Source organism: Herbaspirillum frisingense GSF30 (assembly GCF_000300975.2).
GTDB classification, from domain to species: domain Bacteria; phylum Pseudomonadota; class Gammaproteobacteria; order Burkholderiales; family Burkholderiaceae_D; genus Herbaspirillum; species Herbaspirillum frisingense.
Genome location: NZ_AEEC02000020.1, coordinates 21,610 through 47,147, shown reverse-complemented (window position 1 = coordinate 47,147; position 25,538 = coordinate 21,610). Strand labels below are relative to the sequence as shown.

The 25,538-nt window shown below is 55.8% G+C and carries 29 protein-coding genes and 1 pseudogene; 22 read left to right on the top strand and 8 right to left on the bottom strand.

The genetic code is table 11. The annotated features are described in order from the left end of the window. The first annotated feature begins 130 nt into the window (after positions 1–130). The 4 genes and pseudogenes from HFRIS_RS24890 (at position 131) to HFRIS_RS24885 (ending at position 4,335) form a co-directional block, all read left to right on the top strand. Positions 131–1,229, top strand: a pseudogene (locus HFRIS_RS24890) (IS3 family transposase). Between the two features lie 677 nt (positions 1,230–1,906). Continuing rightward, a complete protein-coding gene (locus HFRIS_RS14820; RefSeq protein WP_161625980.1) occupies positions 1,907–2,983 on the top strand; it encodes an acyltransferase family protein in 1,077 nt (358 codons plus the stop codon). 364 nt (positions 2,984–3,347) lie between these two features. Then, positions 3,348–3,644 carry a hypothetical protein gene (locus tag HFRIS_RS14815; RefSeq protein ID WP_026052351.1) on the top strand — a complete coding sequence of 99 codons (297 nt, stop codon included), beginning with the start codon at positions 3,348–3,350 and terminating at the stop codon, positions 3,642–3,644. Then, positions 3,637–4,335: an MT-A70 family methyltransferase gene (locus HFRIS_RS24885; protein ID WP_152486702.1), complete on the top strand. Its 699-nt coding sequence runs from the start codon at positions 3,637–3,639 to the stop codon at positions 4,333–4,335. Before HFRIS_RS14815 ends, HFRIS_RS24885 begins: the two co-directional genes overlap by 8 nt. 51 nt (positions 4,336–4,386) lie before the next feature. Here HFRIS_RS24885 and HFRIS_RS14810 read toward each other — a convergent pair whose 3' ends face one another. From HFRIS_RS14810 to HFRIS_RS14800, 4 genes are all read right to left on the bottom strand, one after another. Beyond that, complete coding sequence (locus HFRIS_RS14810) at positions 4,387–5,118, bottom strand: BglII/BstYI family type II restriction endonuclease (protein WP_244436302.1); 732 nt, start codon at positions 5,116–5,118, stop codon at positions 4,387–4,389. A gap of 974 nt (positions 5,119–6,092) precedes the next feature. Next, entirely contained in the window at positions 6,093–6,428 is a 336-nt protein-coding gene (locus tag HFRIS_RS25295; protein ID WP_152486701.1) for a hypothetical protein, read from the bottom strand. Positions 6,429–6,453: 25 nt separating this feature from the next. Beyond that, on the bottom strand, positions 6,454–6,663 hold the full coding sequence (locus HFRIS_RS14805) for a hypothetical protein (RefSeq protein ID WP_006464203.1): 210 nt from the start codon (positions 6,661–6,663) through the stop codon (positions 6,454–6,456). A 62-nt stretch (positions 6,664–6,725) separates the two neighbouring features. Beyond that, positions 6,726–8,270: a methyl-accepting chemotaxis protein gene (locus tag HFRIS_RS14800; RefSeq protein WP_006464202.1), complete on the bottom strand. Its 1,545-nt coding sequence runs from the start codon at positions 8,268–8,270 to the stop codon at positions 6,726–6,728. A 672-nt stretch (positions 8,271–8,942) separates the two neighbouring features. On the opposite strand from HFRIS_RS14800, the gene HFRIS_RS25585 reads away from it, so the two are divergent. Together HFRIS_RS25585 and HFRIS_RS14790 are read left to right on the top strand one after the other, a co-directional pair. Further along, complete coding sequence (locus tag HFRIS_RS25585) at positions 8,943–9,305, top strand: hypothetical protein (protein ID WP_152486700.1); 363 nt, start codon at positions 8,943–8,945, stop codon at positions 9,303–9,305. 136 nt (positions 9,306–9,441) lie between these two features. After that, the gene (locus HFRIS_RS14790; RefSeq protein ID WP_006464200.1) at positions 9,442–9,663 is read left to right on the top strand and encodes a hypothetical protein; all 222 of its coding nucleotides are present in this window, start codon (positions 9,442–9,444) and stop codon (positions 9,661–9,663) included. On the opposite strand, the gene HFRIS_RS14785 is transcribed toward HFRIS_RS14790, so the two are convergent. After that, entirely contained in the window at positions 9,650–10,093 is a 444-nt protein-coding gene (locus HFRIS_RS14785; RefSeq protein ID WP_006464199.1) for a response regulator, read from the bottom strand. The two genes, HFRIS_RS14790 and HFRIS_RS14785, sit on opposite strands and share 14 nt — an antisense overlap. Before the next feature lie 515 nt (positions 10,094–10,608). Next, positions 10,609–10,953 carry a hypothetical protein gene (locus HFRIS_RS14780; protein ID WP_039875902.1) on the bottom strand — a complete coding sequence of 115 codons (345 nt, stop codon included), beginning with the start codon at positions 10,951–10,953 and terminating at the stop codon, positions 10,609–10,611. 591 nt (positions 10,954–11,544) lie between these two features. Between HFRIS_RS14780 and HFRIS_RS25460 the strand changes: the two genes are divergently transcribed. After that, the gene (locus HFRIS_RS25460; protein ID WP_158243301.1) at positions 11,545–11,772 is read left to right on the top strand and encodes a hypothetical protein; all 228 of its coding nucleotides are present in this window, start codon (positions 11,545–11,547) and stop codon (positions 11,770–11,772) included. Positions 11,773–11,826: 54 nt separating this feature from the next. Here the strand turns inward: HFRIS_RS25460 and HFRIS_RS14770 are convergent, their stop codons facing one another. Beyond that, positions 11,827–12,879: a phage portal protein gene (locus tag HFRIS_RS14770; RefSeq protein ID WP_006464196.1), complete on the bottom strand. Its 1,053-nt coding sequence runs from the start codon at positions 12,877–12,879 to the stop codon at positions 11,827–11,829. Then, positions 12,879–14,660 (bottom strand): terminase ATPase subunit family protein, encoded by a 1,782-nt coding sequence (locus HFRIS_RS14765; protein ID WP_006464195.1) that lies wholly within the window; start codon positions 14,658–14,660, stop codon positions 12,879–12,881. Before HFRIS_RS14765 ends, HFRIS_RS14770 begins: the two co-directional genes overlap by 1 nt. 143 nt (positions 14,661–14,803) lie before the next feature. Here HFRIS_RS14765 and HFRIS_RS14760 point away from each other — a divergent pair, with 143 nt between their 5' ends. The 15 genes from HFRIS_RS14760 (at position 14,804) to HFRIS_RS24865 (ending at position 25,538) form a co-directional block, all read left to right on the top strand. Then, positions 14,804–15,646, top strand: a complete 843-nt coding sequence (locus HFRIS_RS14760; RefSeq protein WP_006464193.1) for a GPO family capsid scaffolding protein — start codon at positions 14,804–14,806, stop codon at positions 15,644–15,646. A gap of 51 nt (positions 15,647–15,697) precedes the next feature. After that, positions 15,698–16,741, top strand: a complete 1,044-nt coding sequence (locus HFRIS_RS14755; protein WP_006464192.1) for a phage major capsid protein, P2 family — start codon at positions 15,698–15,700, stop codon at positions 16,739–16,741. After that, positions 16,741–17,460: a phage terminase small subunit gene (gene gpM, locus HFRIS_RS14750; RefSeq protein WP_006464191.1), complete on the top strand. Its 720-nt coding sequence runs from the start codon at positions 16,741–16,743 to the stop codon at positions 17,458–17,460. The genes HFRIS_RS14755 and gpM overlap by 1 nt, the downstream gene beginning before the upstream one ends. A gap of 89 nt (positions 17,461–17,549) precedes the next feature. After that, positions 17,550–18,041 (top strand): head completion/stabilization protein, encoded by a 492-nt coding sequence (locus HFRIS_RS14745; RefSeq protein WP_006464190.1) that lies wholly within the window; start codon positions 17,550–17,552, stop codon positions 18,039–18,041. Continuing rightward, positions 18,041–18,250, top strand: a complete 210-nt coding sequence (locus tag HFRIS_RS14740; RefSeq protein WP_006464189.1) for a tail protein X — start codon at positions 18,041–18,043, stop codon at positions 18,248–18,250. The genes HFRIS_RS14745 and HFRIS_RS14740 overlap by 1 nt, the downstream gene beginning before the upstream one ends. Positions 18,251–18,254: 4 nt before the next feature. Then, positions 18,255–18,665 (top strand): hypothetical protein, encoded by a 411-nt coding sequence (locus tag HFRIS_RS14735; RefSeq protein WP_244436301.1) that lies wholly within the window; start codon positions 18,255–18,257, stop codon positions 18,663–18,665. Then, positions 18,662–19,192, top strand: coding sequence for a glycoside hydrolase family 24 protein (locus HFRIS_RS14730; RefSeq protein ID WP_006464187.1), 531 nt, complete (start codon positions 18,662–18,664; stop codon positions 19,190–19,192). Before HFRIS_RS14735 ends, HFRIS_RS14730 begins: the two co-directional genes overlap by 4 nt. Next, positions 19,189–19,758, top strand: coding sequence for a lysis system i-spanin subunit Rz (locus HFRIS_RS14725; RefSeq protein ID WP_006464186.1), 570 nt, complete (start codon positions 19,189–19,191; stop codon positions 19,756–19,758). The genes HFRIS_RS14730 and HFRIS_RS14725 overlap by 4 nt, the downstream gene beginning before the upstream one ends. Continuing rightward, positions 19,712–20,197, top strand: a complete 486-nt coding sequence (locus HFRIS_RS14720) for a phage tail protein (RefSeq protein ID WP_006464185.1) — start codon at positions 19,712–19,714, stop codon at positions 20,195–20,197. The genes HFRIS_RS14725 and HFRIS_RS14720 overlap by 47 nt, the downstream gene beginning before the upstream one ends. After that, the gene (locus HFRIS_RS14715) at positions 20,194–20,673 is read left to right on the top strand and encodes a phage virion morphogenesis protein (RefSeq protein ID WP_006464184.1); all 480 of its coding nucleotides are present in this window, start codon (positions 20,194–20,196) and stop codon (positions 20,671–20,673) included. The genes HFRIS_RS14720 and HFRIS_RS14715 overlap by 4 nt, the downstream gene beginning before the upstream one ends. A gap of 463 nt (positions 20,674–21,136) precedes the next feature. Next, a complete protein-coding gene (locus HFRIS_RS14705; protein WP_006464182.1) occupies positions 21,137–21,781 on the top strand; it encodes a phage baseplate assembly protein V in 645 nt (214 codons plus the stop codon). Next, positions 21,778–22,122: a GPW/gp25 family protein gene (locus tag HFRIS_RS14700; protein ID WP_006464181.1), complete on the top strand. Its 345-nt coding sequence runs from the start codon at positions 21,778–21,780 to the stop codon at positions 22,120–22,122. Before HFRIS_RS14705 ends, HFRIS_RS14700 begins: the two co-directional genes overlap by 4 nt. Then, positions 22,119–23,042: a baseplate assembly protein gene (locus HFRIS_RS14695; RefSeq protein WP_006464180.1), complete on the top strand. Its 924-nt coding sequence runs from the start codon at positions 22,119–22,121 to the stop codon at positions 23,040–23,042. Before HFRIS_RS14700 ends, HFRIS_RS14695 begins: the two co-directional genes overlap by 4 nt. Then, the gene (locus HFRIS_RS14690; protein WP_006464179.1) at positions 23,035–23,655 is read left to right on the top strand and encodes a phage tail protein I; all 621 of its coding nucleotides are present in this window, start codon (positions 23,035–23,037) and stop codon (positions 23,653–23,655) included. The genes HFRIS_RS14695 and HFRIS_RS14690 overlap by 8 nt, the downstream gene beginning before the upstream one ends. Then, the gene (locus HFRIS_RS24865) at positions 23,652–25,538 is read left to right on the top strand and encodes a phage tail-collar fiber domain-containing protein (protein ID WP_006464178.1); all 1,887 of its coding nucleotides are present in this window, start codon (positions 23,652–23,654) and stop codon (positions 25,536–25,538) included. Before HFRIS_RS14690 ends, HFRIS_RS24865 begins: the two co-directional genes overlap by 4 nt.

Genomic DNA, 25,538 nt, shown 5'->3' with positions numbered 1-25,538 from the left:
TCCTGCTTGGCACCCGGTCTGACAGTGTCATGTTGTGCGCCAGGATCTGCTCGATGGCACCCCTGACCTGAGACGAATTTTGTAGCCACTAGATAAGTGAGTTCTTTATGCTAACGCCAAGGAGAACTCAATGAAGAAGCGATTTACGGACGAACAGATCATCAGCATCTTGCGAGAGGCAGAGAGCAAGGAGATTGCGACGGTAGATCTGTGCAAGCGCCACAACATTACTGAGCAGACCTTTTACCGCTGGAGAAACAAGTTTGGCGGTATGGATGTCCCGGACGCCCGGCGGCTCAGAGAGCTTGAATCCGAGAACGACAAGCTCAAACGCATGGTGGCGGAGCAGCTGCTGGTGATTGATGGCTTGAAGGAGTTAAGCCGAAAAAAATGATGACCTCCGCGGGCCGGCGCGAAGCGCTGGAAGTCCTTACTCGTCGGGACTGTCGCAACGCAAGGCATGTCGTTATCTGGAACTGCGCCGGCGGGTAGCGGGTTATCAGTTGCTACAACCTGAAAAGGATCGGAGCCTGACGCAGCAGCTCATCGCGGCATCGCAAGAGGTCCCTCGCTTCGGCTATCGGCGTATGTCTGCCTGGCTGGCCTTGGGCGAGTCCCGAGTGCGACGGCTCTGGAGCGCGCTCAAACTGGGCATTCCACGAAAGCGGCCTCGCAGGCGTCGATGCGGCAATGATATTCGGTTACCTGGAGCAACCAAGCCTAATTCAGTCTGGAGCTACGACTTTGTTCATGACCAGATGGTGGATGGACGCTCGTTGAAGATGCTGTGTGTGATCGACGAATACACCCGGGAATGCCTGGCCATCGAAGTTGCTGCCAGTTTGCGCTCCCAGGATGTCATCCTGACGCTCTCGCGATTGATGCGGTTACATGGAAAGCCGGCCTACGTTCGGTCGGACAATGGAGCCGAGTTCACAGCGGCCAAGGTCATGCGCTGGCTGCGGGATGCCTCAGTTGGTCCGGCCTTCATTGCGCCAGGCAGTCCGTGGCAGAACGGATTCGTGGAAAGCTTCAATGGCAAGCTGCGTGACGAACTGCTTAACCGGGAGTGGTTCCGCAGCCGGGCAGAGGCAAAAGTGCTGATTGAAAGATGGCGTCAGTTCTACAACGAGCGCAGACCGCATAGCGCACATCAGTACCAACCTCCAGCTACGATCCGTCGAGCCTGGCTGGAATCGAATATGATCGACAACCGACTCACTGCCTGACTGGCTACAAATTACCGACGCAGGTCACCCCGACTCAGCTTGTCGGTCTTCCAGATGAAGATGGGACGGATCCGGTTATCGTTGTTGTCTGCGATAGCGGGCGCGCCAGCAACAGAGGGGATTTACGCGTTCAGTCATTTCGCAACCGCTACTCAGGATCAGCAGCGGGCATAGCAGCAATCACGTTTTGCGTGTTTTCTGGCTCTCCTGCGGCCTGGGTGGCCTTCCCGGCGACGGTTTCAACCAGGCCGCGCACCTATAGAAAGATCTTGAACCGCAACGCAATCATTCGGGACTTCGGATTCGGATGGTGACTGGCGCGGCATTGGTGCGCGGCTTGGCGAAGAGCGGTTGAAGGCGACCTTGCTCACCCTCTTGGTGGTGACCTGAGACCAAGCTGCAGGAGGAATTTCAGCGTCGTTTCCTTTCTCAGCCTGATCCGGCGTCTTTAGCTATGCCGCGCCACAAAACACACAAGAGTGCTTCCGGCGATACCCTGCCCTATACAGATCGGCAAGGTACTGCCCGGGCCTAGGGCGGGCCAAAGTTGCATTTCACAAAAGATATCTACCAAAACTCCTTTACAATCCGTGATTCACGACGGGGAAGCACTAAGCATGAGAATAATGAGTGCGACGAGGGCAAGTTCTACGAACGTTTGGTCCGCAACAGACTATTTGAAGAGAAAATTTGGTCTAGATGAGACGCGATTGGGAGGTCTGGATGGCCTCAGGGCGATCGCGCTTCTTATGGTCTTTAACGTCCATTTTTTCGGCTTTTACACCGGAACGAATTTCTTTTCAGAGAAGACCTCGCTTTTCTACCAAGTAATCTCAGTTTTACGCGCTGGGCATCTCGGAGTTGATCTGTTTTTCGTCGTCAGCGGCTTCCTGATAATTCGTTCCATGCAGGGCACGCGCCCAAGCGCGAGCTTCTTGAAGAAACGCGCTTACCGGCTAGGGCCAATGCATTTTTTCGGCGTATTTCTATATATTTTTGCGGTGAGCGCGTCTCCATCCGTCATAGACATGCTGGCCAACTTGTTTTTGTTAGCGCCGTTGATCAAGAACATGCCCGTGTATGGCCTGATATGGACACTTACCTGGGAATGGATCTTTTACCTATTTATATTCCTGATCGCCCGAGTTGCATCAGGTCAACCACTTCGCGCAGCACTCCTATTGACAGTGCTTACGGTCTTTTCGTGCGTCGCTATGCAAAACGTGACTAGTGTTAAATGGATTGAGCCTGGGCGATTTTTTGGATTCGTTATAGGAATCGTCCTTTTTGCGGAAATGAATCGCGCTGTTGGGCAATCAAAAAAAACATCAATGTCCAAATGCTGGTCAGATATGGCCGCCGTGGCTGCAATAATCGGCATCGTCGCAATGCAAGTGATCTGGAGCCGATATGCATTAACCATCCTTGATTTGCCATTACAAGGTGGATTTTATGTTCTGGTAGATATTTTTTTCGCGCTGTTGATTAAAGCGAGCTTTTCCACAGATGGCATCATTGCGAGGCTCCTTTCCTCACCGTTTTTACGATTCCTAGGGAAAATCAGCTATTCCTTCTATCTTGTTCATATCTCTCTTAATTGGCTTCTGCTCAACTGGCTTGCGCCTGTCACTTCCAAAATAGGAATGTTGGCCTATTACGCAATAACACTAACTTGCTCAATCGTGGTTTCTTCGGTGACCTATCTTCTCTTGGAACAACCGTACTTCAATAAAAAAGCGAATATCCGTCAGTGACAGATTTCATATTGCGTTGCGGAGACTGACTTCCCGGGCTTTTTGCGGTCTTGAGAAGGAAGTCATACGCACCGCAGCGGTCAGGTACATCCGAGGGGCTTTGATCTGAGGCATAAGGTGGCTCACGTGGTAAGCACACCGCCCGAAAAGCAAAAAACCGCTATCGGCTTTCGCTGATAACGGCTTTCTGGTATTTGGTTGCGGGGGCAGGATTTGTTATTCAGAAACAAAGACTAAAGCTTAATTAAACTCCAATATTGCAATTCAGAACCGTAAAACATCAAATCATTTACCGTACACACTATTTGATTTGATAGGTAAATTATATAATGTGTAAAGCACCACGTCTGTTATGATTGCCGCCATGACCTACGACGAATTCCGACGGCAGCTCGGGAAAGCCGGGCTTACCGTAAAAGGCTTTGCTGACCTAATTAAGCAGAGTCCCAACTCAATCAGTAACCATGCCAAACATGGAGAGGTCCCCCCTCATCTAGCGATCATCGCTGCGTTAATGGGCGATATGGCTGAATCGGGGATGGATTATCGCGCGACGCTGAATCGTATCCAGTTTGAAGCCAATAAGCCTCGAGGGGGAGCAACAAAAGGCAGGTTTGGTGGATCAAAACAGATTAATTTGCAGTTGTCGCAAAATGCATAACAAGGAAGATATGAAAGAAATTCCACCAGTGGACAAGCCGCAGGATGCAGCAGCAGATTTTCGCGAGTTTGTAGGCGGCAGGAAGTTTGGAACCATTCTCGCTGACCCACCTTGGCAATTTGAAAATCGCACAGGTAAGGTTGCGCCAGAACATAAACGCCTCAATCGCTATCCAACCATGACCTTAGACGATATAAAGGCGTTGCCAGTCGCGGCGGCAGCTGCAGACACGAGCCATCTCTACCTTTGGGTGCCTAACGCTCTCTTGCCCGAAGGACTTGCCGTTCTTAAGGCTTGGGGCTTCGAATATAAAAGCAACCTTGTCTGGCACAAGATCCGTAAGGATGGAGGACCTGACGGCAGAGGTGTCGGTTTTTATTTCAGAAATGTCACAGAGTTGATTCTCTTTGGCGTGCGAGGAAAAAATGCGAGAACACTTGCCCCTGCAAGAAGCCAAGTAAATTTCTTAGCAACTCGCAAGCGTGAACATTCACGCAAACCGGATGAGCAATACCCGCTAATCGAAGCATGTAGCCCTGGCCCGTATCTTGAAATGTTCGCTCGTGGTGAACGGAAAAATTGGACGGTGTGGGGCAACCAAGCCGATGAAACATACTTCCCGTCTTGGGATACCTATCAAAATCACTCGCAAGCTGAGCCTGCGCGCTCAGACCTGATCGTGACGTTATGAACCGCAGTGATTAACAGGAGAAAGGGAGTTAATGCAACTCCCTTTAAAATTTTACCTATACGGCTGACCGTTCCATGTTTCAGGAGTTGCCGCGACGATCAATAGTGGACATGTTCCCATAACCCCCCTCCGAACGCGGAGCGCTGCCTTTTCAAGGTTAGTCGTGGTGGATGTATTGAGGTCAATCGGGAGTTTTGAATTCCGCTGAGTCTCGGGCAGCGTCTGCTGATAGTCACGCCACAGCATTTCGGCAAGTTGTTTCAATCGTACGCGGTCCTGCGTAATCAGAACAGCAGCAGAAATTACACCAGCTTCATGCCAGGCGCGGTACGCCGATAAGTCTCGGTCCAGGTTGCCATCCTTCGCATTCCATTCAACGTCAAGAGCGACTCGGCCCTTGAAATTATCGACTAAGTACCCTTCCTGATGAACTGCTGGCAAGCGCTCAATAACTTCGAGCTTTTTTGACAGCAAGATTCCTTGAGTAGACAAATCTACTCGCGTCTCCTTCCAGCCAAGTTGGGAAAACATTCCATCAATCACTTGGGCGATATCGCCTCGATTGCCGCCAGCCCTTAGCCACTGTTTAGGATCAAGCTCAAACGACCGTAATACATGGACGATATCAGCCCATTCATTAGGACATACTAAGCGTAATACTGCTGCAGCAGAACTGGTTTCCATGAACGCCCATCGGCGGCGGATTACCGGATCAAGGACAAAAGGATCGTCAAAAGTACTGGTATCGAACATTACAGGCGCGAGGGAAAATTGATGCAGCATGTTACTACACCTGCATCTTCTGAAGTATTTATGAGATGCGGGCTGCCAGAGGAATTCGTCGCCCCGCCCTCCTGATTACAAGTCCGGAGCGAATTCTATTTATATCAGACACTTAGCTCAAATTTTGCTTCGCAATTTAGAAAAATTATCACCCCGCTAGGCCTTACTGGGTCTCGATCCTTCAAAAATTGCGAAGCGGAATTTTTGTCACCGAATGCGAATGCTTGCTAAATTGTCGAGGTTCGGATCGGCCAGAAGCAGGCCTTCCTTGCCTATAAGTAGCCCCCAAATTATTTAGTTGCCGTTCGATCTAACTCGTTATGATCGTTATGCGCCATTTTTTCTTCATTTATGCGGCGGGCTGCTTCAAATGCGTGAGTGTCTAGGTCGCGTCCATTTGAAATGAACAGGATAGTTACGAATACGCAACCAATCGCAGATAACGTGGCAAATATTAAGCAAACAACATACATGACGTCGCCCCCTCCACATTGGAAAGATGTTTTACACAGCGTAGCTTTATATCTATGTGAATAGAGGGCCAGAACACACAACAAGCTGATCTACGACAAGAACATTATCAATACAAAAGGACCGTCCGAGAGATTCTTCCCAATGTATGAACGAATGCGTAGTGAAAAGCTGGGCATTTTTCGCGGCAATTCAACAATCATCGCCATCCGCTTTAGAAAATTGCTACAGCCGCCCGTTCGGTTCTCTGAATCGTCGTAACGTAAGCGCGCTGCTCTAAAGAAGAAAAGTCGGTCCCCCTAGTGCATAGGCTGCTGACTATTGATGGTTGTTCTCGATCTTGCGTCAAGCGACAAGTAATTGTAACGATCGCCGACATGGTTAAGCTCGCGGAAGTGGTCGTGGCTTCCGTCTGTGGCGAGACCGCGCTTAGTGTAGACAAAGCGGAAAAGGCTATTAGTGCTGCTCGAAAAAAACGAATAGACATATTGATCCCGCCGCCACTAAATTCTAGGCGGCGAGTTATGTTTTGCTACTTCAGTATGCGGAGTAGCAGCCTGTTCAAAGCTCAAGAGCATGCTCATTCGAAGAGATGATTGCTCTAATACACGCCGAAATATCACACAATGCTGGCCAGAAAGCGCTAATTCCGCTTCAAATTTATCATGGAGAATCTTTCGAATTTCCTTGCTTTCAATCCCATCTTGCCGCATAGCGAAAATACAGTCTTTCACTGCTAACAAGGCCAAATCGCCCACGTCTTCGCCGCGCTGAGACATATGCGCAATCGACGCAATTATCAAAACGTATCTGGTCGCAATGCTTTCTCCAAATGACATATTTTCTCCTCTCGTAAAATAATTTCTAGGGGGCCTGCTGAATCTGCCTTTTGATTTTCGCTATAACATCAAACACCGTCACCTTGAATTTCTGCGCCTCCTCCTCTTCCATCGCGAAAGCAACCTCATTCAAGGTTTTCGACAGTTCGTTCAGCTCATCTTTAAGTTTCTCCATCGCTTTCATAAGTAGCGTTATGTCGTCAGCAGTCAGTTGTTTAGCTGGTTCAATTTCCATTGGAGCCTTCCTTTGATCAAATAGAGGTTATTGCCGTAGCTACCTTACCTTGCCAAACTCACCTAGATTTTAAAAGTGGCCACTACTTTGGAGAGCTCTACCGACTCAAACTGCAAAGATTGGGCTGCAGCAGTAGCTTCTTCCACAAGCGCTGCATTCTGCTGGGTGACATTGTCCATTTGGCTGATGGCCATATTGACCTGACCAATACCGTCGCTTTGCTCAATACTCGCTGCAGATATTTCAGATACCACGGCCGTGACGCGCTTAACGCTTTCTACAATATCCCCAATAGTTCGGCCTGCTTGGGTAACCAATTGGCTGCCGGCCTCCACTTTTTGCACCGAATCCCCGATAAGCACCTTAATCTCTTTCGCAGCGGCAGCGCTTCGTTGCGCCAGACTACGTACTTCGCTGGCAACCACGGCAAAGCCTCTGCCTTGCTCACCCGCGCGGGCGGCTTCCACCGCAGCGTTGAGTGCAAGAATATTGGTCTGAAATGCTATACCGTCTATCACACTGATGATGTCTACTACTTTCTTGGATGAGTCATTGATCTCATTCATCGTCGAGATCACCTGATCAATAACGACACCGCCTTCGCCTGCGATTTTCGACGCAGATTCCGCTAAGTCATTAGCCTGACGCGCGTTATCCGCGTTTTGCTTAACGGTGGAGGTAAGTTCTTCCATTGCTGCCGCGGTTTCTTCAAGAGAGCCGGCTTGTTCTTCGGTACGACGGGAGAGATCGTGATTCCCCGTAGCGATTTCGGTTGCGGCGGTTTCGATATTGTTGGTGCCGGATCGAACGCGTGTGACAATCGAAGCCAAGCTTTCGCGCATGGTCCGAATTGCAAATAACAAGCTAGTGCTATCCCCTTGCTTGGTACGGACGTCAATGGAAAGATCACCCCTTGCTATCTTGGCGGCTATCTCAGCTGCGTAGCTAGGTTCACCGCCGAGCTGTTTAAGCAACCCACGAGTGATGAGAAGAGCAATGAGAGCGCTGGAGACAAGCGCAACGCTGGCTAAAGTCAGGATTACGGCGCGAGAATGGTCTGAGGTCTGACTAGCGCTCGTCCGTGCGAGATCAGCTTCACGTTTCACTCGGGCCAATAACACGTCCATATCTGCAACGATCTGGCGGCGCAAAGGGCTACACTCATGGACGAGAAAGTCTCCATACTCGCTCATCTTCCCTGCCTCCCGATAAGCGCGGGGGCGGCGTAATTCTTCTGCCATCTTGAGCAAACCTGCACTGACCGCTTCAAACTCCTTGGTCTCCGCCATGGAGTTCTTTAATTCCTTGAGCGCGGCAAGGTAGATTCCCTTTTGCTGATCGAGGATAGCAAGCTCCTTTTGTGCATCGGTATCGGATTTGAAAATATATGCATTGCGGGCCGCTAAACCGGTCTGGCCTAGCGCTTCACGCATCACGTATATTGGTCCGAGCTTATCAACCTGGACATCGTTACCGCGCTCCATAGCATTGGTCACCGAGTTCAGGCTAGCCCAAGCGATTGCCGCAAGGATCACCATCAATACCAATAAGGCCCCAAAACCCGCCCCCAGTTTTGCCCCAATTTTCATATTTATGATGGCTTTCATGGCACATCCTTTCGTTATCGAACAATAAATGTTTAATTCGTCATTTAAATATTTAAATCATTAAATTCAGTTTATTTGTTTTTTTGCGGATTTTCTACCGAATTCCGGGATGAGCTTCTTTTTTTTTGCGGCGAAACCACTGCTTTTTCCCCGATTGACATTTGCGCGCTCTCGAGATAGTTCGCAACATGCGTCAAAACGCGTCAGATTTGAAGCCTATCGGTTGGGCGTCCGGGCCAGGCGGGGGCGACGGCGGCGGCCGACGCGATTTGAGCCAAAACAGACCTATGTTGCGGGCAGGCGCGGGGTGGGGGCAACCGCGCGCGCAGGGCCAAGAAAGTGAATTATACTGTTCATACGTACAGTATAATTTCTCCAACCGCCATTCATTGTTGTCAATATGTCACTCCCCACTTATCCCGCGCCAATCCCGCCAGGGAGCCCTGTCCAGCCCGCCTCACCCATTCAGTTCGCCGGCGAGCCGCTGGCTCTGCACATCTCGCACAAGCCGCATGTCGGCTTCCCCAGTCCGGCCGCCGACTACAAGCGATTCGACCAAGACACCGTACGCCTTCGCCAGCGCTACCGGTACTCATCGCTGGGCGGCACGCTTGAGCACGTGACGTCGCATTACAAAACGGATGAGGCGGCGCTGCCGCACGTGGGATGAGCATGCAAGTGACCGTTTATCAGATGCGCCGGAACGGCGTAGAGATCCCCGGCGAGTTGTTAGGCGATGAGGCGCGCAATATTGGTGAGCTGCGCTTGGGGGTGTTCCACGATGGAGAACGACGCCGGCCAACCAAGGCGGCGCGACTTCAGCGGGACAATGGTGACGTGGTCATGGAGCTGGTTGATGTCCATGTCGATGCTATCAAAGCGTCGCGCATGGTGATCAAGGGCATCGAGCGACGGAAAACAGATCGTGGCGTGGTGGAGTTTGCGCAGGCCTGGCTATGCGTGCAGGCAGGAGGACCACTGCTGGAGACATCAAGAGAGAAGTTCTTCAAAAGCAGCGGCGGGACACAACATTAGGCATAATGGTTTGGCTCGTTGTCGAGCTTTTCTTCAGCTTCTATATCGGCTGCGCATACAACAAAAATAAAAAATGTGCGCACCAGGCTCCGTTACAAAGCAGCACAGCTCATCACCAGCGTGACTTAGGAAAGCAATGGAAACATCCCTTACCTTTGGCTTCGCCTACAGGGGATTCGATATCACCATCATCGGATACGAGATCGATGGCGGTTGGCGAATGGCCCTTGAACTGCGCAAAGGAGAAGAGGTTGAGATTATCCGGGACACTGCCAATGTTTATCCTGACTTCAACAGCCTGCGTAGTATGGCAATCTGGGCTGCGCATCTGAAAATTAAGAGCCTCACAGACGCGTGAAGTCATCTCTAGCCTGCAAGATCGGAGACTCGGATTGAACTGCATCACCGCTTTGTGCTATTTGCACGGTTTCCACAGTTGAAATCAGAAGCGGCAGCGGGCATGGTTTAACTAATAGCGCATCAAAAATCTGCCGAGCTTGCCAAGAGTTTGGCAGTGGCGTCGCGCTGAGTAAGACGATAGGAATAGCTGAAAGCTGCGTATCATTTTTTACCTTACTCGCGAATTCCAGTCCGTCCATTACGGGCATGCGTAGATCGGTCAGCACAACATTCACCACCACATCGGGACACAACAGCATGGCATATGCTTCGGCACCATTTGACGCTTCTAACACTCGGTAGCCTCTCTCGGAGAAAATCTCCGCAAAGATGCTGCGCACATTCGAATCGTCCTCAGCGATTAGTAGACTACGTTGTCTCCCGTGCATGATGTCAACCCTCCGCTCCTGGCTATATGCCCGTTAAGGGTTTTATTGGCTGAACCTATTATGGACCTACCCGACCACAGTTTCATGTCAAAAGTCCCGCAAAATGGGAATTTCAATTAAGTAAATACCGCTAATAACTACGTCAAATCGAGGACATATGAGTTATGCAACATCTAAAATTCTCGCATCAAGAGAAAATTATGGACGCCCTATTTTGCTGGGCACCGATGACACGCTCGTAAAGGTCCCGACAATTTAAATTGCAAATCGCAGCGCCGACTCGACCTTTTCGATACAAAAGTTACGGATAACGGGAAGGAAGGTTATTCCATGAGTTGCTGGGGAAAACGCTATGTGTTTCTTCGAAATGGTGCCGGCTAATATTGAGATGAAACGAGCTCTGCTTGTACAAAGGCGTTAGACTTTGGATAAGAAATTTGGCGCATGAACTCGCTTTTGTACAAGCGTCCGGCCACACTTAATTGCCAGATATAAAAAAAATCGACACCACCAGGCTAATGAAAGCCAAAACTACTATTGCCTTTCTTTGGCGAAGAAGGGGCTAGCTCGTGGTCTTCGATGAAGAGCAAAAATTCAACGTGCAGCTTCATTGTCGTGAGTAGTTTAGAAAATCGGTGATCAGCTGAAGTGCAATCCTCAAGGGGATGCTTTTCAAGATTATCAAAGATTGCGCGAATATCGGCCGCTTCAGCGCCGGCCGCATGCATTTCGATTAAGCACTTTCTCACCTGTACTCTTATCAAATCACCGACGATTTGCCCTTGATCCGCCTTCTTCCCAATCTCCCGTATTACCAATGCATATCGCCCGACTATCTCCTTCAACATAACCTCAGACATTTCTTCTCCAATTTATTCTGTGCATTATTCACCAAGGCGAACAGAGATCATCTGCTGCAGATTGGAGAAACATGGTTCTAGATGTTGCGGCGCTCAGGAAATAAGTTTCCCCGATCCGTTGGCGGGCCCATCCTAGAACCAGAATTCAAGAACCTTTCACTTACTCAGAAAAAGCCTATGAAGAAAAGGCTGAATATGAAGATGGTCAGCCCTGACCAAGCTATCAGCACCCCGCACATCTTATTGCTATTCAACATGCAAAACTTGACCACATAGCACTGCACAACAAAAAGCGCGGGATAGGCTGCACTCACGAAAAATAGTCGTACCGGAAGAGAATTCTCCAGGTGAGATGAAAGCTTGTTGATGTTTGCGACTAGGCCCAAAAATGTCGCAGTAGGACCCAAGACAAAGGCACAGAAAATCACAGGCAATGCTGATGCTATGAGTCCTCCTTTGGCACATCTTTCGAAAATCTTCTTATTGTTCAAATCCGTTCCAAGCCAAGAGAATAGACGTACTGGCTAGGCGTGAAAAGAACGTGTTGACTCAACGTACGAGCGCCCTCCAAGCATCAGCCTAGAATTCCGCATGATGCAAGCACAACAGTTCGGTGGGTATCAGGAATTTCCTTACTTTGCGGCAGCCATCATCTCAATTCCTATTTCCCCTGAATCTTCCATGCTCTTTCCTGCCGCTCGAAGTCGTCACGACAGTCGTGGTTGCAAAAAAATAGATCAGTCGCCACTATTTCGGCGCAAAAATGGCAACGGCGATCCGGTATCAGTGACGGTGCGCGTCGGGCTGCTGCGAGACTAGCCGCGATAGTGCTGTATATCGTGTTGTCAGCGTTATCCGCGTAATCGCTCATGCTTATTTCCCCTCATTGGTAGGAAGTTGATAGGAGCGGAAACGGACCACCTCCTGGCCGGCCCACTCGTTCAAGGAAAGGAACTGGGCTTGCAGCGGCTCAATCTCGTTGCAGCCGAAGACGGCGGCCGCCTTGGTCACATCGCCGAAGCCGCCGGTGTTGTTGGGCATGGTGCCGAGCAGTTGCGGAGGCACCCGGTGTGCGGCCAGCACGTCGTCGCGCGTGCAGTTCTTGATGTTGAAAAATTCGTCCTTGGCCGCGATCTCGGAAACCGGCAGGATCTGCAAACCGTCCTTCTTTCCGCCAGGTGCATACACAAACAGGTTGCGGAAATTTCCAGGCCCTTTGCTGTTGCGCATCGCCTCGCGCAGCTTGTCCACGTCGTTGACGTTGCTAGCCGTGTCGGTCATGTAGAGGATGAAGCCGGCATGCGAGCCGTTGAGGTAGTAGCGGCGACGAAAGAGCGTGGCGGACTCGTTGAGCCAGGCCGATTGCAGCGCGCTCACATACTGCGGCACGCCATACACCTCCTGATTGATGTCTGGCGCCTGCAAGTGCCAGATGGCGCCCCTCTCGAATTCGTAGGTATCCCGCCAGCCATTGACGAAGAAATAGCGCCCGGGGTCCACGCCCACGCGCGTGTACTTGGCCAGCGCTGGCTTGAGGCCCAAGAGCTTGCCCGTCATACTCTCGCGCCGCTCAGCGTAGCAGTTGCCGAACAGCAGAAAATCCAGCGCCAGGCGGGTGAAGTCTGACCGCGAGAGAACCGGCGACGGCTGGAACGTCGACGCCAGGATATTGACCTTGCACCAGATCGCACTGGCGTGGTGGACACTGGCATTGAGGGATTTTGCCAGGCCCGGCATGCTCAAGGGTGGTTCGTACCAGTCGCCATTGCGGTAGCACTCGACGTCCGCCAGCATGTCACGGCCTTCCAGCACGGGCGAAGGATCGCCGAAAGAGAACGCTTCAACGGATGGTGCCGGCGGCGCCTTGGCCCTGGCCGGCAGCGTGTTGTCGGATGCAGCCGCGCGGCGGCGTGCTCGGTGTTTCATTAGAAGAACTCCATGGAGGAAGTGTTGTTGGCGGTGGTGCCTTCGAACGGCTCGTAGTCGAGGGCATGCATGACTGACCAGGCCAAGTCAGCGTGGCCAGTTTCTTCCGAGCGGCCGGCGTCATAGGTGACCGCGCGCCCGCTGGGGGTGAGGATCTTGCGAATGGCCATGAAGGACTGCGCGATGTCGGTCCAGCCGGCATCGAATTGCAGGCGACCGCTGCGGATGATGTTCTGTGCCTTCAACACCATGCGCGTTTTGACTTCTGGCGAGTAGCTGATAGCGGTCACGCCCGGGAAGAACTGTTTCACTAGGGGATAGACGCCCACGCCCATGCCGGTGGTGTCGATGCCGATGTACTGGACGTTGTAGCGGCCGCACATTTCCTTGATGAGAGCGGCTTGCTCCGAAAAATCTTTGCCGCGCCACTGGTGGCGCTCCAAGATGCGGAAGTTGCCACCGGGGACCAGCGGGGGAGCGAGCACCGAGCAGCCGGCGCTATCACCTGTCAGCGAAGGGTCGTAGCCAATCCACACGGGCCGATGGCCGAAGGGACGTGCCGTGAAGGGCTTATAGTCATCCCAATCCACCCACGAATCGACCATGCCGCGCTGCAGGTCCGCTAACGGGAACACCGACGCAGAATCGTCGATGAAATTACACATCAAGAGGTTGTCGAACTGGTCTGGCGAATATTCGAAATCGCGCAGCTCGTCGATGTCGAACAGATCGCAGCCACCGGCGGCCGCGTCCATGATCGTGACGATCTGGCGCCAGATTTTGTCCTCACCGGTGAATCCCGATGACAGACGCTTATGGCTGACATCGATGTTGACCTTTTCGCCCTTGGCGCGACGCTTGTTGAACGCCTCGCCGGTCCAGAACGGATAAGCCTGGTGCGTGGTGGCCGAGGGCGTCGAGAAGTAGGTCTTGCGCCACTTCTTGTGCAAAGCCATGCCGGACGCGACCTTGTTCAGTTCGGTGAAATTGTGCGTCCAGAAGAATTCATCGAAATAGAAGTTGCCGTGGTAACCCTGGGCGGTACGTGCGTTCGTGCCAAGGAAATACAGGTGCGCGCCATTGGGCAGCACGATGGGATCGCCGGACAGTTCCACGCCGCACGCATCCTTCGCGAACTGGATGATGTACTGCTTGAAAACATGCGCCTGCGACTTCGAGGCCGAGAGAAAAATCTGATTGCGCCCCGTCTGGATCGCATCAATCAGCGCCTCGCGTGCAAAGTACCAGGTCGCGCCGATCTGCCGCGATTTCAGGATGATCCGCGTACGCTCTGCGCCATTGCGGAACCATACCTTTTGGTAGTCGAACAGCGAATCATTGAATGCCTCGACAATGCGCTGCTGCGCCTCTTCGCTGAACTCGTTGCGCACCGGCTTTTTCTTCGGCCCGGCATTGCGATTGGCGATGTTCGGATTGAGGTCAGTTTCGTTGCCGCCAGGTTGCTCATAGCGGCGCACACGCGCGGCCTGCACCAGCTGGCGCATGAGCGCGTCGAGTTCCTTGTACTCGCCATTGCCCTTTACTTCCTTGGCGATCAGTTGCACTATGCGCGCTTCAAGGGCAATCTCTACGCGCTCCAGGCGCGAGACTTTTTCCCATTCATCGCGGTGCTTCCAGCTATTGACCGTGGAACGCTTAATCTTCAGGTGGCGCGCAATCGACGAGATGCGCCAGCCCTCGAAATACAGGCGGCGCGCGACCTGTCGAGGCTCGGCCGCCTGGTCGATGTTGTCCTTGATGTCTTCTGGAATTTCTAACATGCCGCAAGCGTAGGCGGCGCGCGCGCGTAGCGGGGACTTTGCCGAGTCGCTATCCCCCTTATCAACCCTTACTTGATTGATGCATTTCGCCCATCGGCAGAAGATGACGTTATCCGATCAACCGATAACGAGCGCGAAATCTCATGGCAACCAAGAGCAAATTTTTCCGCGTCGCGACCGAGGGCGCGACCACCGACGGCCGTAGCATCAGCCGCGAGCAAATCCAGCAGATGGCCGACAGCTACAACGTGAAAACCTACGGCGCTCGCGTGTGGGTCGAACACCTGCGCAGCCTGCTGCCGGATGGCCCGTTCAAGGCCTACGGTGATGTGCTGGCACTGAAGGCCGAAGAAGTCGACACCGAAAACGGTAAGCGCCTGGCCCTGTTTGCTCAGATCGAGCCCACGCCCGCGCTGATCGCCATGAACAAGGACCGCCAGAAGATTTTCACTAGCATCGAGCTGGCCGACAAGTTCGCCGACACGGGCAGTTCCTATCTGGTCGGCCTGGCCGTGACCGACAGCCCGGCCAGCCTGGGCACCGAGATTTTGCAGTTCTCCGCCACCAATCCGAAGGCCTCGCCTTTCACTCCCCGCAAGCTGAAGCCAGAGAACCTGTTCTCCGAAGCCATCGAGGCCAACATCGAATTCGAGGAAGACGGCCCCAGCGTGGCCGAGACCATCAAGCAACTGTTCAGCCGCATTGGTGGTGGCGAGAAGAAAGCCGATGCCCAGCATGCCGACGTGGTGGCCGCTATGACCGCCGTTGCCGAAAAGGTGGGCGAGTTCGCGCAGTCCGCCGCGCAGGCCGGCAAGGATGTCGCCGAGGTCGTGGCGCGCCTGGAGAAGCTGGAAAAGCGCGTCGGCGATGAATCGACTACCGCCGAGCAGTTCCGCCAGACCATCAACCTGACCGACAAGAGCAACCTGCAGCGCCCGCCGGCCACCGGTGGCGGCAACAGCGGCACTGTGCAGACCGAGTTCTAAGCTGCCGGCCGACCAAGTACACCATTTCCGCATTTCACTGGAGCAGAACACATGAAGAATCAGACCCGCGCCGCCTATAACGCCTACACTTCGCGCCTGGCCACGCTCAATGATGTCGCCGGCGGCGCCGTCCACTCCACCTTCTCGGTGGACCCGAGCGTGCAACAGAAGCTGGAAGACAAGATGCAGGAATCGTCCGAATTCCTGGGCAGCATCAACATCATCGGCGTCGATGAGCTGGAAGGCGAGAAAATCGGCCTGGGCGTATCCGGCCCCATCGCCAGCCGTACCGATACGCGCGGTGACAAGCGCCGCAGCACCCGGGACGCGTCGGCCATGACCAACACCCGCTATCGCTGCGAGAAGACCAACTTCGACACTCACATCACCTATGCCAAGCTGGATGCCTGGGCCAAGTTCAAGGACTTCCAGACCCGTGTGGCCAATGCAATCCTGAAGCGCCAGGCGCTGGACCGCATCATGATCGGTTTCAACGGTGTGAAGGTCGCGGCCGATACCAATCTGGCGCAGTATCCGCTGCTGCAGGACGTCAATAAGGGCTGGCTGCAGCAGATCCGCGAGAACTCGCCCCAGCGTGTCATGGGCTTGGTCGGCCAGGACCTGCCGGGCAAGGTGGTCATTGGCAGTGGCGCCGGCGCGGATTATGCGAATCTCGACGCAGCCGTGTATGACGCGGTGACCAATCTGGACCCGTGGTATCAGGACGATACCGGCCTGGTGGTGATCGTCGGCCGCGAGCTGCTGCACGACAAGTATTTCCCGCTGATCAACAAGGACAAGGCACCGACCGAGACCCTGGCCGCTGACGTCATCATCAGCCAGAAGCGCATCGGCGGACTGCCGGCGGTGCGCGTGCCGTCCTTCCCGGCCAATGCCATGCTGATCACCCGCCTGGACAATCTGTCGATCTACTTCCAGAACGGTGGCCGCCGCCGTCGCGTGGTCGACGAACCCAAGGCCGACCGCATCGAAAACTACGAATCGTCGAACGACGCCTATGTGATCGAGGATGAAGGCCTCGCCACGCTGGTTGAAAACGTGGTGCTGCAGGATGCGGCAGCGGGCGGCGCCTGATGTCTCGCTTGTCTCCCGCCGCGCGCCACCGTGAGCGCATGCTCGGTAAGCTGGCGGCGTCCGCCGGCGAGCCGGGCGGCGTGACAACCGGCAGCGCCTATGAACTGATGTTGATGAAGCTCCATGAAGACCGGCGCACGCTGTCCAACATCCAATCGATCGAACGCAAGATCGAAATGAAGGCCACCATGCTGCCGGCCTATCAAGACTGGATTGATGGCGTGCTGTCGGCCGGACGCGGTGCTCAGGACGAAGTGTTAGTCAATGTGCTGGTGTGGCACATCGATGTCGGCGACTACGAACGCGCCCTGCAGATCGCAGGCTACGCCATGGAACACCAGTTCACATTGCCGGATCGCTACAACCGGACCTTGCCCACGCTGCTGCAGGACGATTTCGCAGGGGCCAGCCTGGGCGGCCGGCTGAAGGACGAGCCGGCACGGGCGGCCGATATCCTGCAGCAGGTCCTGGCCATGACGGGCAACGCTGATACGCCCGACCAGGCACGCGCCAAGGTGCATAAGGCGCTCGGCCTGGCTCTGCTGGACCTCGTCAATCAGGTGGACAGCGAGAACGTCACGGCCACCTCGGCGGACCATGCCACGGCAGCGCTGCAGCACCTTACCCGCGCATGTGAGCTGCACCAGGCGGCCGGCGTCAAGAAGGACATCGAGCGGCTGGAACGGCGACTGAAGAAGTTCGCCGAGCCGGCCAAGTAAAGAGCACCCCACGGCGCAGGGCGGCCCGGGACGGAAGCGGCATTGTCCGTCGGATGTCCCGGCCACCGCCCCCAACATTCTCCAAGACCATGAACTACATCGATGACGTGCCGGTGACGCCGGCACCGGCCGCGCCGGCCGAGGTGAAGGCCATCACCAACGACGGATTTTTCCCAGACATCAGCTTGTTAGCCATGCGGGACGCCATGCGGCTGGACTCGACAGTGACCGATGCACGCCTACGCCCTGCCCTAGTGGACGCAATTCTGACGGCCAATCGGTTGCTACGCGACTGGCAACTGCAGCACCTGGCCAGCGGTATCGAGAAGCTGGAACAGGTGCCGGCGCTGCAGGTAGATGGAGAAAGCCAGTTTCTGGCGCACTACCGCCGAGCGGTCTATAGCTTCGCCAAGGCCGACATTTTCGAGAGCTACCGGGACTACGACACCACCGCGAGCGCGCTGACCGACAAGAAGAACATGGAATGGATGGACACGGCGCCGGACGTGCAGCGCCGTAATGGGCATTGGGCCATCAATGACATTCTCGGCCGCACGCATGCGACCGTAGAGCTGATCTGATGCAGGTCCGCAGCCAGCAGGGCGACACGCTCGATGCACTGGTGTTTCGCTACCTGGGCGCTAGCAGCGGCTATGTGGAACAGGCGCTGACCTTGAATCCATCGCTTGCAGCGCTTGGCGCTGTGCTGCCGGCGGGCACGATGGTCACGCTACCGGATGCGATGGAAGCGCCGACCAGCGCGCGCGACAGCATCAGTTTGTGGGAATGACGACATGAACAGCAAATCACTGACAAGGGGAAATCAAGTTATGGCAGCAGAATCCGCCGGTGGCATCGCTGCCATCCTGAAAATCTACGGCATCAAGGCCGTGCTCGGCATGGTCGGCGCGGCGCTGCTGTATATCGTCCTGCCGCCACGCAATGCAGATGGCTCATTCAATGAGAAGGAATTTGTGGTGCGTCTGGCCTGCGCCGGCGCGTTCTCCATCATGTTCGGCGACCTGGCGTTTTCGGTGCTGCTACAGCACGCGCCGACAGTGGCCGCTGTGCTCGGACCGAAGCCGGTCGATTTGATGGTCGGCGCGCCGGCCTGGTGGATCACCCGGGCGGTGGCACTTTGGTTTCAGCGGCGCCAGGGCAAAGACATTGCCGAGCTGGCGCGTGACGTGAAGGAATCGATTTGAACGCCATCGACAATCGTCGCGCTTTCCTGGGCATGCTGCGCTTTTCTGAAGGCACCTCGAATTCGCCGACCACGCGTGACCGGGGATATGACCAGATCGTAGGCCGTACGCGTTTCACCAGCTACGCAGACCATCCGCGCGTACGGGTCTGGATTCCACGCATCAAGAATTGGTCCACTGCGGCCGGTGGTTACCAATTGCTGATGCGCTACTACGACATCTATCGCCAGCGGCTGGGCCTGACGGGCTTCGGGCCAGACGTGCAAGACACTATCGCTCTGCAGCAGATCAGGGAATGCCGGGCCTTGCCCGACATCGACGCTGGCCGCCTGGGGGACGCCATTCCCAAATGCAAAAACATTTGGGCTTCCTTGCCGGGCGCTGGCTATGGGCAATTCGAGCACCGCTATGTCGATCTGGAAAGGGCATTCACTCAGGAAGGTGGTGAAGCCATCGTGCTGCCCACCCTGAAGACCAGCGAGGAACTGCACCTGGCCTTCGTGGAAGCCGGCGGAGTGCTGGCATGACGCTCACGGACACATGGCGCACGCGCCTGCGCGTCTTGCTCGGCGCCAGTTTGCTGGCCCTGGCCTTTGCTGCGGCATGGACGATTCAGGGCTGGCGAAAGAATGCGGATATCGACAACCTGAAATCCGGCATTGCTACCGCCAATCAGGCCGCCGCTGATGCCCGCGCCGAGCGTACGGAACAGGTGCTGCAGGCCGAGCGCAACGCCCGCGGCGCCATCCAGGCCATCACCGACAAACTCACCAATGAAAGGGATGCTGCACGCAATGAGAAAGACACCTTTATTGCTGGTGTGCGCAGTGGCGCTATCCGGCTGTCAGTCCCCGTCATCGCTTCAGTGCCCACCGGGGCCGGTTGCGCAGATACCGGCACTGCCGGCCGACCTGGCCAAGAAGCGCGAGCCGAACTTACGCCAGCGGCAGCAGAATTTCTTGACGACATCGCCAGTGAAGGTGATGACGCCATCCGACAAAGCAATACCCTGATCGACGCCTACAACGCCTTGCGCGAGAAACTGAATGTACAAGCCCAACAATCTGCGGGACTACCTGCGCAAGGCGATTAAGGATCTGGCGCAGAATCCGGACAAGCTGCACATCTTCATCGATGAGGGCGGATCGCGCGCCACCGGCACGGCCGGTCTTTCCTTCGAGTATGACTATGTGCTGAACCTGATCTTGACCGATATCGGGTTAGACCTCGATCTGGTGTTCGTGCCGCTGCTGGCCTGGATGCGGGTTCATCAGCGCGAATCCTTCGCCAATCCTGAGAATGCCAGGAAGGCGATACGTTTCGAGGTGGACATGAACAGCGCCACATCCCTGGACTTGTCCATCAAGCTGGCGCTCACCGAGCGCACTATCGTGAAGCGACACGACGGTGGCCGCCTGGAAATTGTCCATGCGGCTGAGCCGCAGCTTACTCCACCTTTCCCGGATGACTTCTGGCGGCTCTACCAGGGCGAGACCCTGCTGGCCGAGTGGGACGTGCCGAAGCTGCCATGAGTGATGATCTGCAACGTCTGGAAGAATGGGCCGGTGCCCTCATTGCCAAGCTGCAACCCGCACAGCGGCGCCAACTCGTGCGTAAGATCGCCAATGACTTGCGGCGCGAACACGCTCGCCTGATCGCGCAGCAAGTGGCGCCGGACGGCACGCCCTATCCGGCGCGCAAGAATCGCAAGGAACTGCGCAGTAAATCCGGGCGGATCAAGCGGCAGAAAGCGGCTATGTTCGGCAAGCTACGCACGAATACCTATCTGCAAATCCGGGCGGATGCGGACCAGGCATCGGTCGGCTTTTTTGGAAAGGTGGCGCGCATTGCGCGTGTGCATCATGAGGGGTTGCCTGACAAAGTTGCTCCTCGCGGCCCGAGTTACAAATACCCTGCCCGGACACTGCTAGGTTTTTCGGCAGGCGATACTGCTGAGCTTCATCGGAGCATCTTGGAGCATCTCACAAACGACATATCCTTACGATAAACTGCTGATTGGAAAGTATTTGTCAAATTGCTCCAATGTACTCAGCTGGTGGGATGGAAAATGGAACAGAAGAGGAAGTTCGTAAATCAAATTGTCGAAATGGAACGGTTAAATAGAGAATGCGCGGCTCTGATAGCGTCAGCCGTAAGCCTTGATATGGGAGTTCCAATAGAGCGCCAACAGTGCCGAGATAGTATGAGAGCGCTGCGGACACTGCTTGTAGACATGAGAACGAGGAGCCTCCAAGTGGAAATGTACATAGCCGAATACTCGGATCTCACTGCGGCATCGAACGACAATATTAAATAGTTGCGGGCACAGAAGAATTCCTCGTAACTAGAATATTTACATAGGCTTCCACCGACCAGCAAAGACAAGCTGATTTGCTTTTTGAGAGTCGATAAGGCGGATATCAACCCACCGCCAAGTGCCTTTCCGCGCGCGATCCGGCAACATGGATTGCATGACGCCCGACCTCTCCGAACTCATTCGCGCCATCCCAAATTTGATCCGCATCGGCAAGATCGCCGAGATCACAGCGGACAAGGTGCGCGTGCGCTTGTCGCCTTCGCTGCTGACCACCTGGCTGCAATGGATCGCGCTGCGCGCCGGGGATGTCGTCCACTGGTCTCCACCCTCCATCGGTGAGCAGGTCATCGTCTTTTCGCCGAACGGCGATCTGACGCAGGGCAAAGTCCTGGCCGGTCTGTTTTCGGCCGAGTCACCGGCGCCTCAATCCAATCTTAAGGTTCGCTCCATTCACTACCCTGACGGCGCCGTCGTGCTCTACGATTTCAGCACGCATGCGCTGTCGGCCATTCTCCCGGCGGGCGGCTCGGCGCTAGTCAAGGCCGATACGGTGACCGCCGATGCACCGCAAACCACCTGCACCGGCGATGTGACCATCAAAGGCAATCTGCTGGTAGAGGGCTTCAGCGCATTGAAGCAAGGCGCTAAGGTCGAGGGCGGCGGCGGTGGCGCTGCCATGACCATCGATGGGGACGTAGCGGCCACAGGCGACGTGAAGGCCGGTCCTATCAGCTTACGTGGCCATGCACACAGTCAAGTCAAACGCGGCGATGAACAGTCGGGAGGACCGGTGTCATGATCGCCATGGACGCATCTACCGGCCGCAGCATGTCACTGCTGGATCACATCCGCCAGTCCGTGCGCGACATCCTCATGACGCCCCTGGGAACCCGCATCTACCGCCGTGCCTATGGATCGGAAATCCCTGAATTGATCGACCAGCCCCTGAATGGGGTTACCGTCATGCGCATCTATGCTGCCGTGGCCTATCGCCTGGCGCTGTGGGAGCCGCGGATTTCGCTATCGGCGGTCAATCTGAACCGTGACGCAACGGGTGCGATTTCGGTCGTGCTGCAGGCAGTGACCAACGGAAGGGCAATCGAATTCTCGGTGCAGGTCCGCGAAGGGGCCATGCAATGAGTTCTCCTATCGACCTTTCCCTGTTGCCGGCGCCGCAGGTACTGGAAACCCTGGACTACGAGACCATCCTTGCCAATCGTAAGGCGGCCGTCCTGGCGCTGCTGCCGCAGGAACAGCGTGAAGCCGCCGCCAAAGTGCTGTCCCTGGAGTCGGAGCCAGCTACAAAGCTCCTGCAGGAGAACGCCTATCAAGAGCTGCTGCTGCGCAACCGTGTCAATGATGCCGCCCGGGCGGTCATGCTGCCCTTCGCCATTGATGCCGACCTTGACCAGATCGGGGCAAACACCAACGTCAAGCGCCTGGTGCTGGTCGAGGCCGATCTGGACGCATCTCCTCCGGTGGAGGAAGTGCGCGAAGACGACGATGCGTACCGCCTGCGCATCCAGGAAGCCCCGGATGCCCTGTCCACGGCCGGCCCTCGCAATGCCTATGAATTCCATGCGCGCAGTGCCGACGGTCGCGTGCTTGATGCCCGTGCGGTCAGCCCGGCGCCCTGCGAGGTGGTGGTGGCCGTCTTGGCGACCTCTACCGACTGGAAGGCAGCACCCGAAGTGCTGCAGGCGGTAGAAGACGCGCTATCAGCTGAAGACGTGCGTCCGCTGGGCGATCTGGTATCAGTGGTGCAAGGGGAAGTCACCGACTACGTACTAGAAGCCGTGGTGTATGTCGAGAAGCGCCCCGAGGCGCCTATTGCAATCAGCGCCGCAAGGGCGAACGCTGCCGCTATGGCGAATCCAGCGCGCCCTCTTGGCTATAGCGTGTACCGGAATGCCTACGTGGCGGCCCTCAAGGTCGAGGGAGTGCGCAACGTGCTCATCAAATCGCCAGCGGCCGACATCCTGTGCGGCAGGACGCAGGCCGCCCGCTGCACCGCCATCACTATCACTGCCGAGGTGCTGGAAGAGGTCGACGATGTATAACCCGGTGCCAACCTTGCCCCCGAACACCACTGCGCTGGAACGTGCTCTTGCACGCGCCTGCGCAGAACTGGCCAAGACGCCGGTACCGCTGCGCGACCTCTGGAACCCGGACCGCTGTCCCGTGGCCTTGCTGCCTTTCCTCGCCTGGTCATTTTCGGTGGACCGCTGGGACGATGGCTGGTCCGAGGCGATCAAGCGCAAGACCATCAAGGCATCCCGCTATATCCATCAGCATAAGGGCACTATCGCCGCCGTTCGCGGCGTGGTCGAGTCGCTGGGCTACGTGATCAAGATCACAGAATGGTGGCAGACAGACCCGCCTGGCCGCCGTGGCACCTTCGCACTCGATGTCGGTGTGCTGGAGACGGGCATTACCGAAGAGATGTTTGCCGAGATGGAACGGCTCATTGACGACGCCAAGCCGCTATCGCGCCACCTTACCGGCCTGCGTATCCACCTCGAATCGCGCGGCGCTATCTATATCGGTGGCCTGGTGCAGATGGGTGAGGCCATTACGGTCTACCCCTGGATTCCTGGCCAGGTCGAATCCACCGGAAGAATTCACATCGGCACCGCTGCCCACCTCATTGAAGTCATGACCATCTACCCATGAGCGACTATTACTCTCTTCCAACTGAAATCGGCGAAGCCAAGATTGCCAAGGCGATTGCCCTGGGCGAACCGCTGAAGCTCAAATATATGGCGGTCGGCGACGGAAACGGGGAAACCCCCATCCCCAGCCGCAAGCAAAAGGCCCTGGTCAATGAACAGCGCCGGGCGCTGATCAATACGATCTTTCCCGACGAGAATGACCCCAGCCAGCTAATCATCGAACAAGTTCTGCCTGCCGAGGTGGGCGGCTGGTGGGTGCGCGAGATTGGCGTCTTTGATGAAGACGGCGACTTGATCATTTTCGCGAATTGCCCGCCAAGCCTGAAACCAGCGCTCGCGTCCGGTTCGGGCAAGGACCAACAGATCCGCATCGTTCTGCTGGTGGCCAGCGCGTCGGCCATTGAGCTGAAGATTGATCCCACCGTGGTGCTGGCTACGCGCAAGTACGTGGATGACGCCATCGTCGTCTATGCCGCTCCCAAGGATCACAAGCATCCTGACTTGGCGGCCTTGGCATCGCCGACTTTTACTGGCGTGCCGAAGGCGCCCACGGCCGCACCGGGTACTAGCACAACTCAGTTGGCAACGACCGAGTTCGCCGCCAAGGCTCTCGCCCTCAAGGCCGATCTGGCATCGCCGACCTTTACTGGCGCGCCAAAAGCGCCTACGGCCGCTTCCGGCACCAATAGCACTCAGCTGGCCACGACCGCCTTTGTACGCAATGAAATCGCTTCCCTGGTCGGGAATGCTCCCTCGGCACTCGATACCCTCAAGGAACTGGCGGACGCCATGGGAAACGACGCCAATTTTTCCGCCACGGTAACCAATGCGCTGGCGCAGAAGGCGCCTTTGGCCTCGCCGACTTTCACCGGCACGCCAAAGGCGGATACCGCGCCGCTCGGTACTGCGTCCAAGCAGCTCGCGACCACTGAGTTTGTGGCGGCCGCCCTTGACGATAGCGCACCATGGAGAACACTGCTGTCCGGGACGATCAACGCCACCACGGCTATTTTGCGCCTGGTCAATGTGCCGGTCGCCGCCAGCTCGGCGCAATGGCTATTCCGGCTCCACCTGGGCTATGGTTCCAGCGCTTCAGTGGCCGTGATCGAATTTGCGGTCAAGCAAGGTGATGTCAGCATCGTCTCAGTCCGTGGATCGGCGGTAGATCGAGCGATGCAATACGTCTCTACCTATAAGACGCATGTCAGCGGCGTGACCACTGGTGTATCCGAGGTGTACGTTAATTTGAGCACCGACCCGAATGGCCCGGTAACGAATGCCTGGCGCACCGTGCTGCTGGAGATGGCGCCGACTAACCGATACGGCATCACGGCGGACGTGATCGCCGCCGCGCCGGCTGAAGCCGTATGGAGCAGCTTGCCAGCGGCTGCCGTCCTGGCCAGCCGCAGTGACGTGGCCGGCATATCTCCGGTCCTCGGTGAGGTGCGCATGTGGTCGGGCCAAGCTACAGAGGCGGCCGTCGCTGCAGCATGGGGAGCGGGCTGGCATCTGGCCACCGGCGCCAATGGTACGTCGAACCTCACCGATAGGTTCATTGTGGGCGCAGGAGGCGCCTATGCCACCGGCGCGACGGGCGGCGCAGCTTCGTACAAGCTGTCCGCAGCACAGTTGCCTTCGCATACGCACGCGATCACGGTCAACGATCCTGGCCACTATCACGACGTGACCACCTACAACCCTGGCTCCTACCAGAGTGGCCAAAACATCAGCGGTGGTCAAACGATCGGTGCGACCTCGCCGCAGCACACCACCAACAGCAAGACCGGAGTTACGGCCAGTGCGGCCAATACTGGAGGTGGCGCGGACATCAGCAATTTGCCGCCGTATTACGCGCTGTGCTTCGTTCAATACACAGGGGCCTAA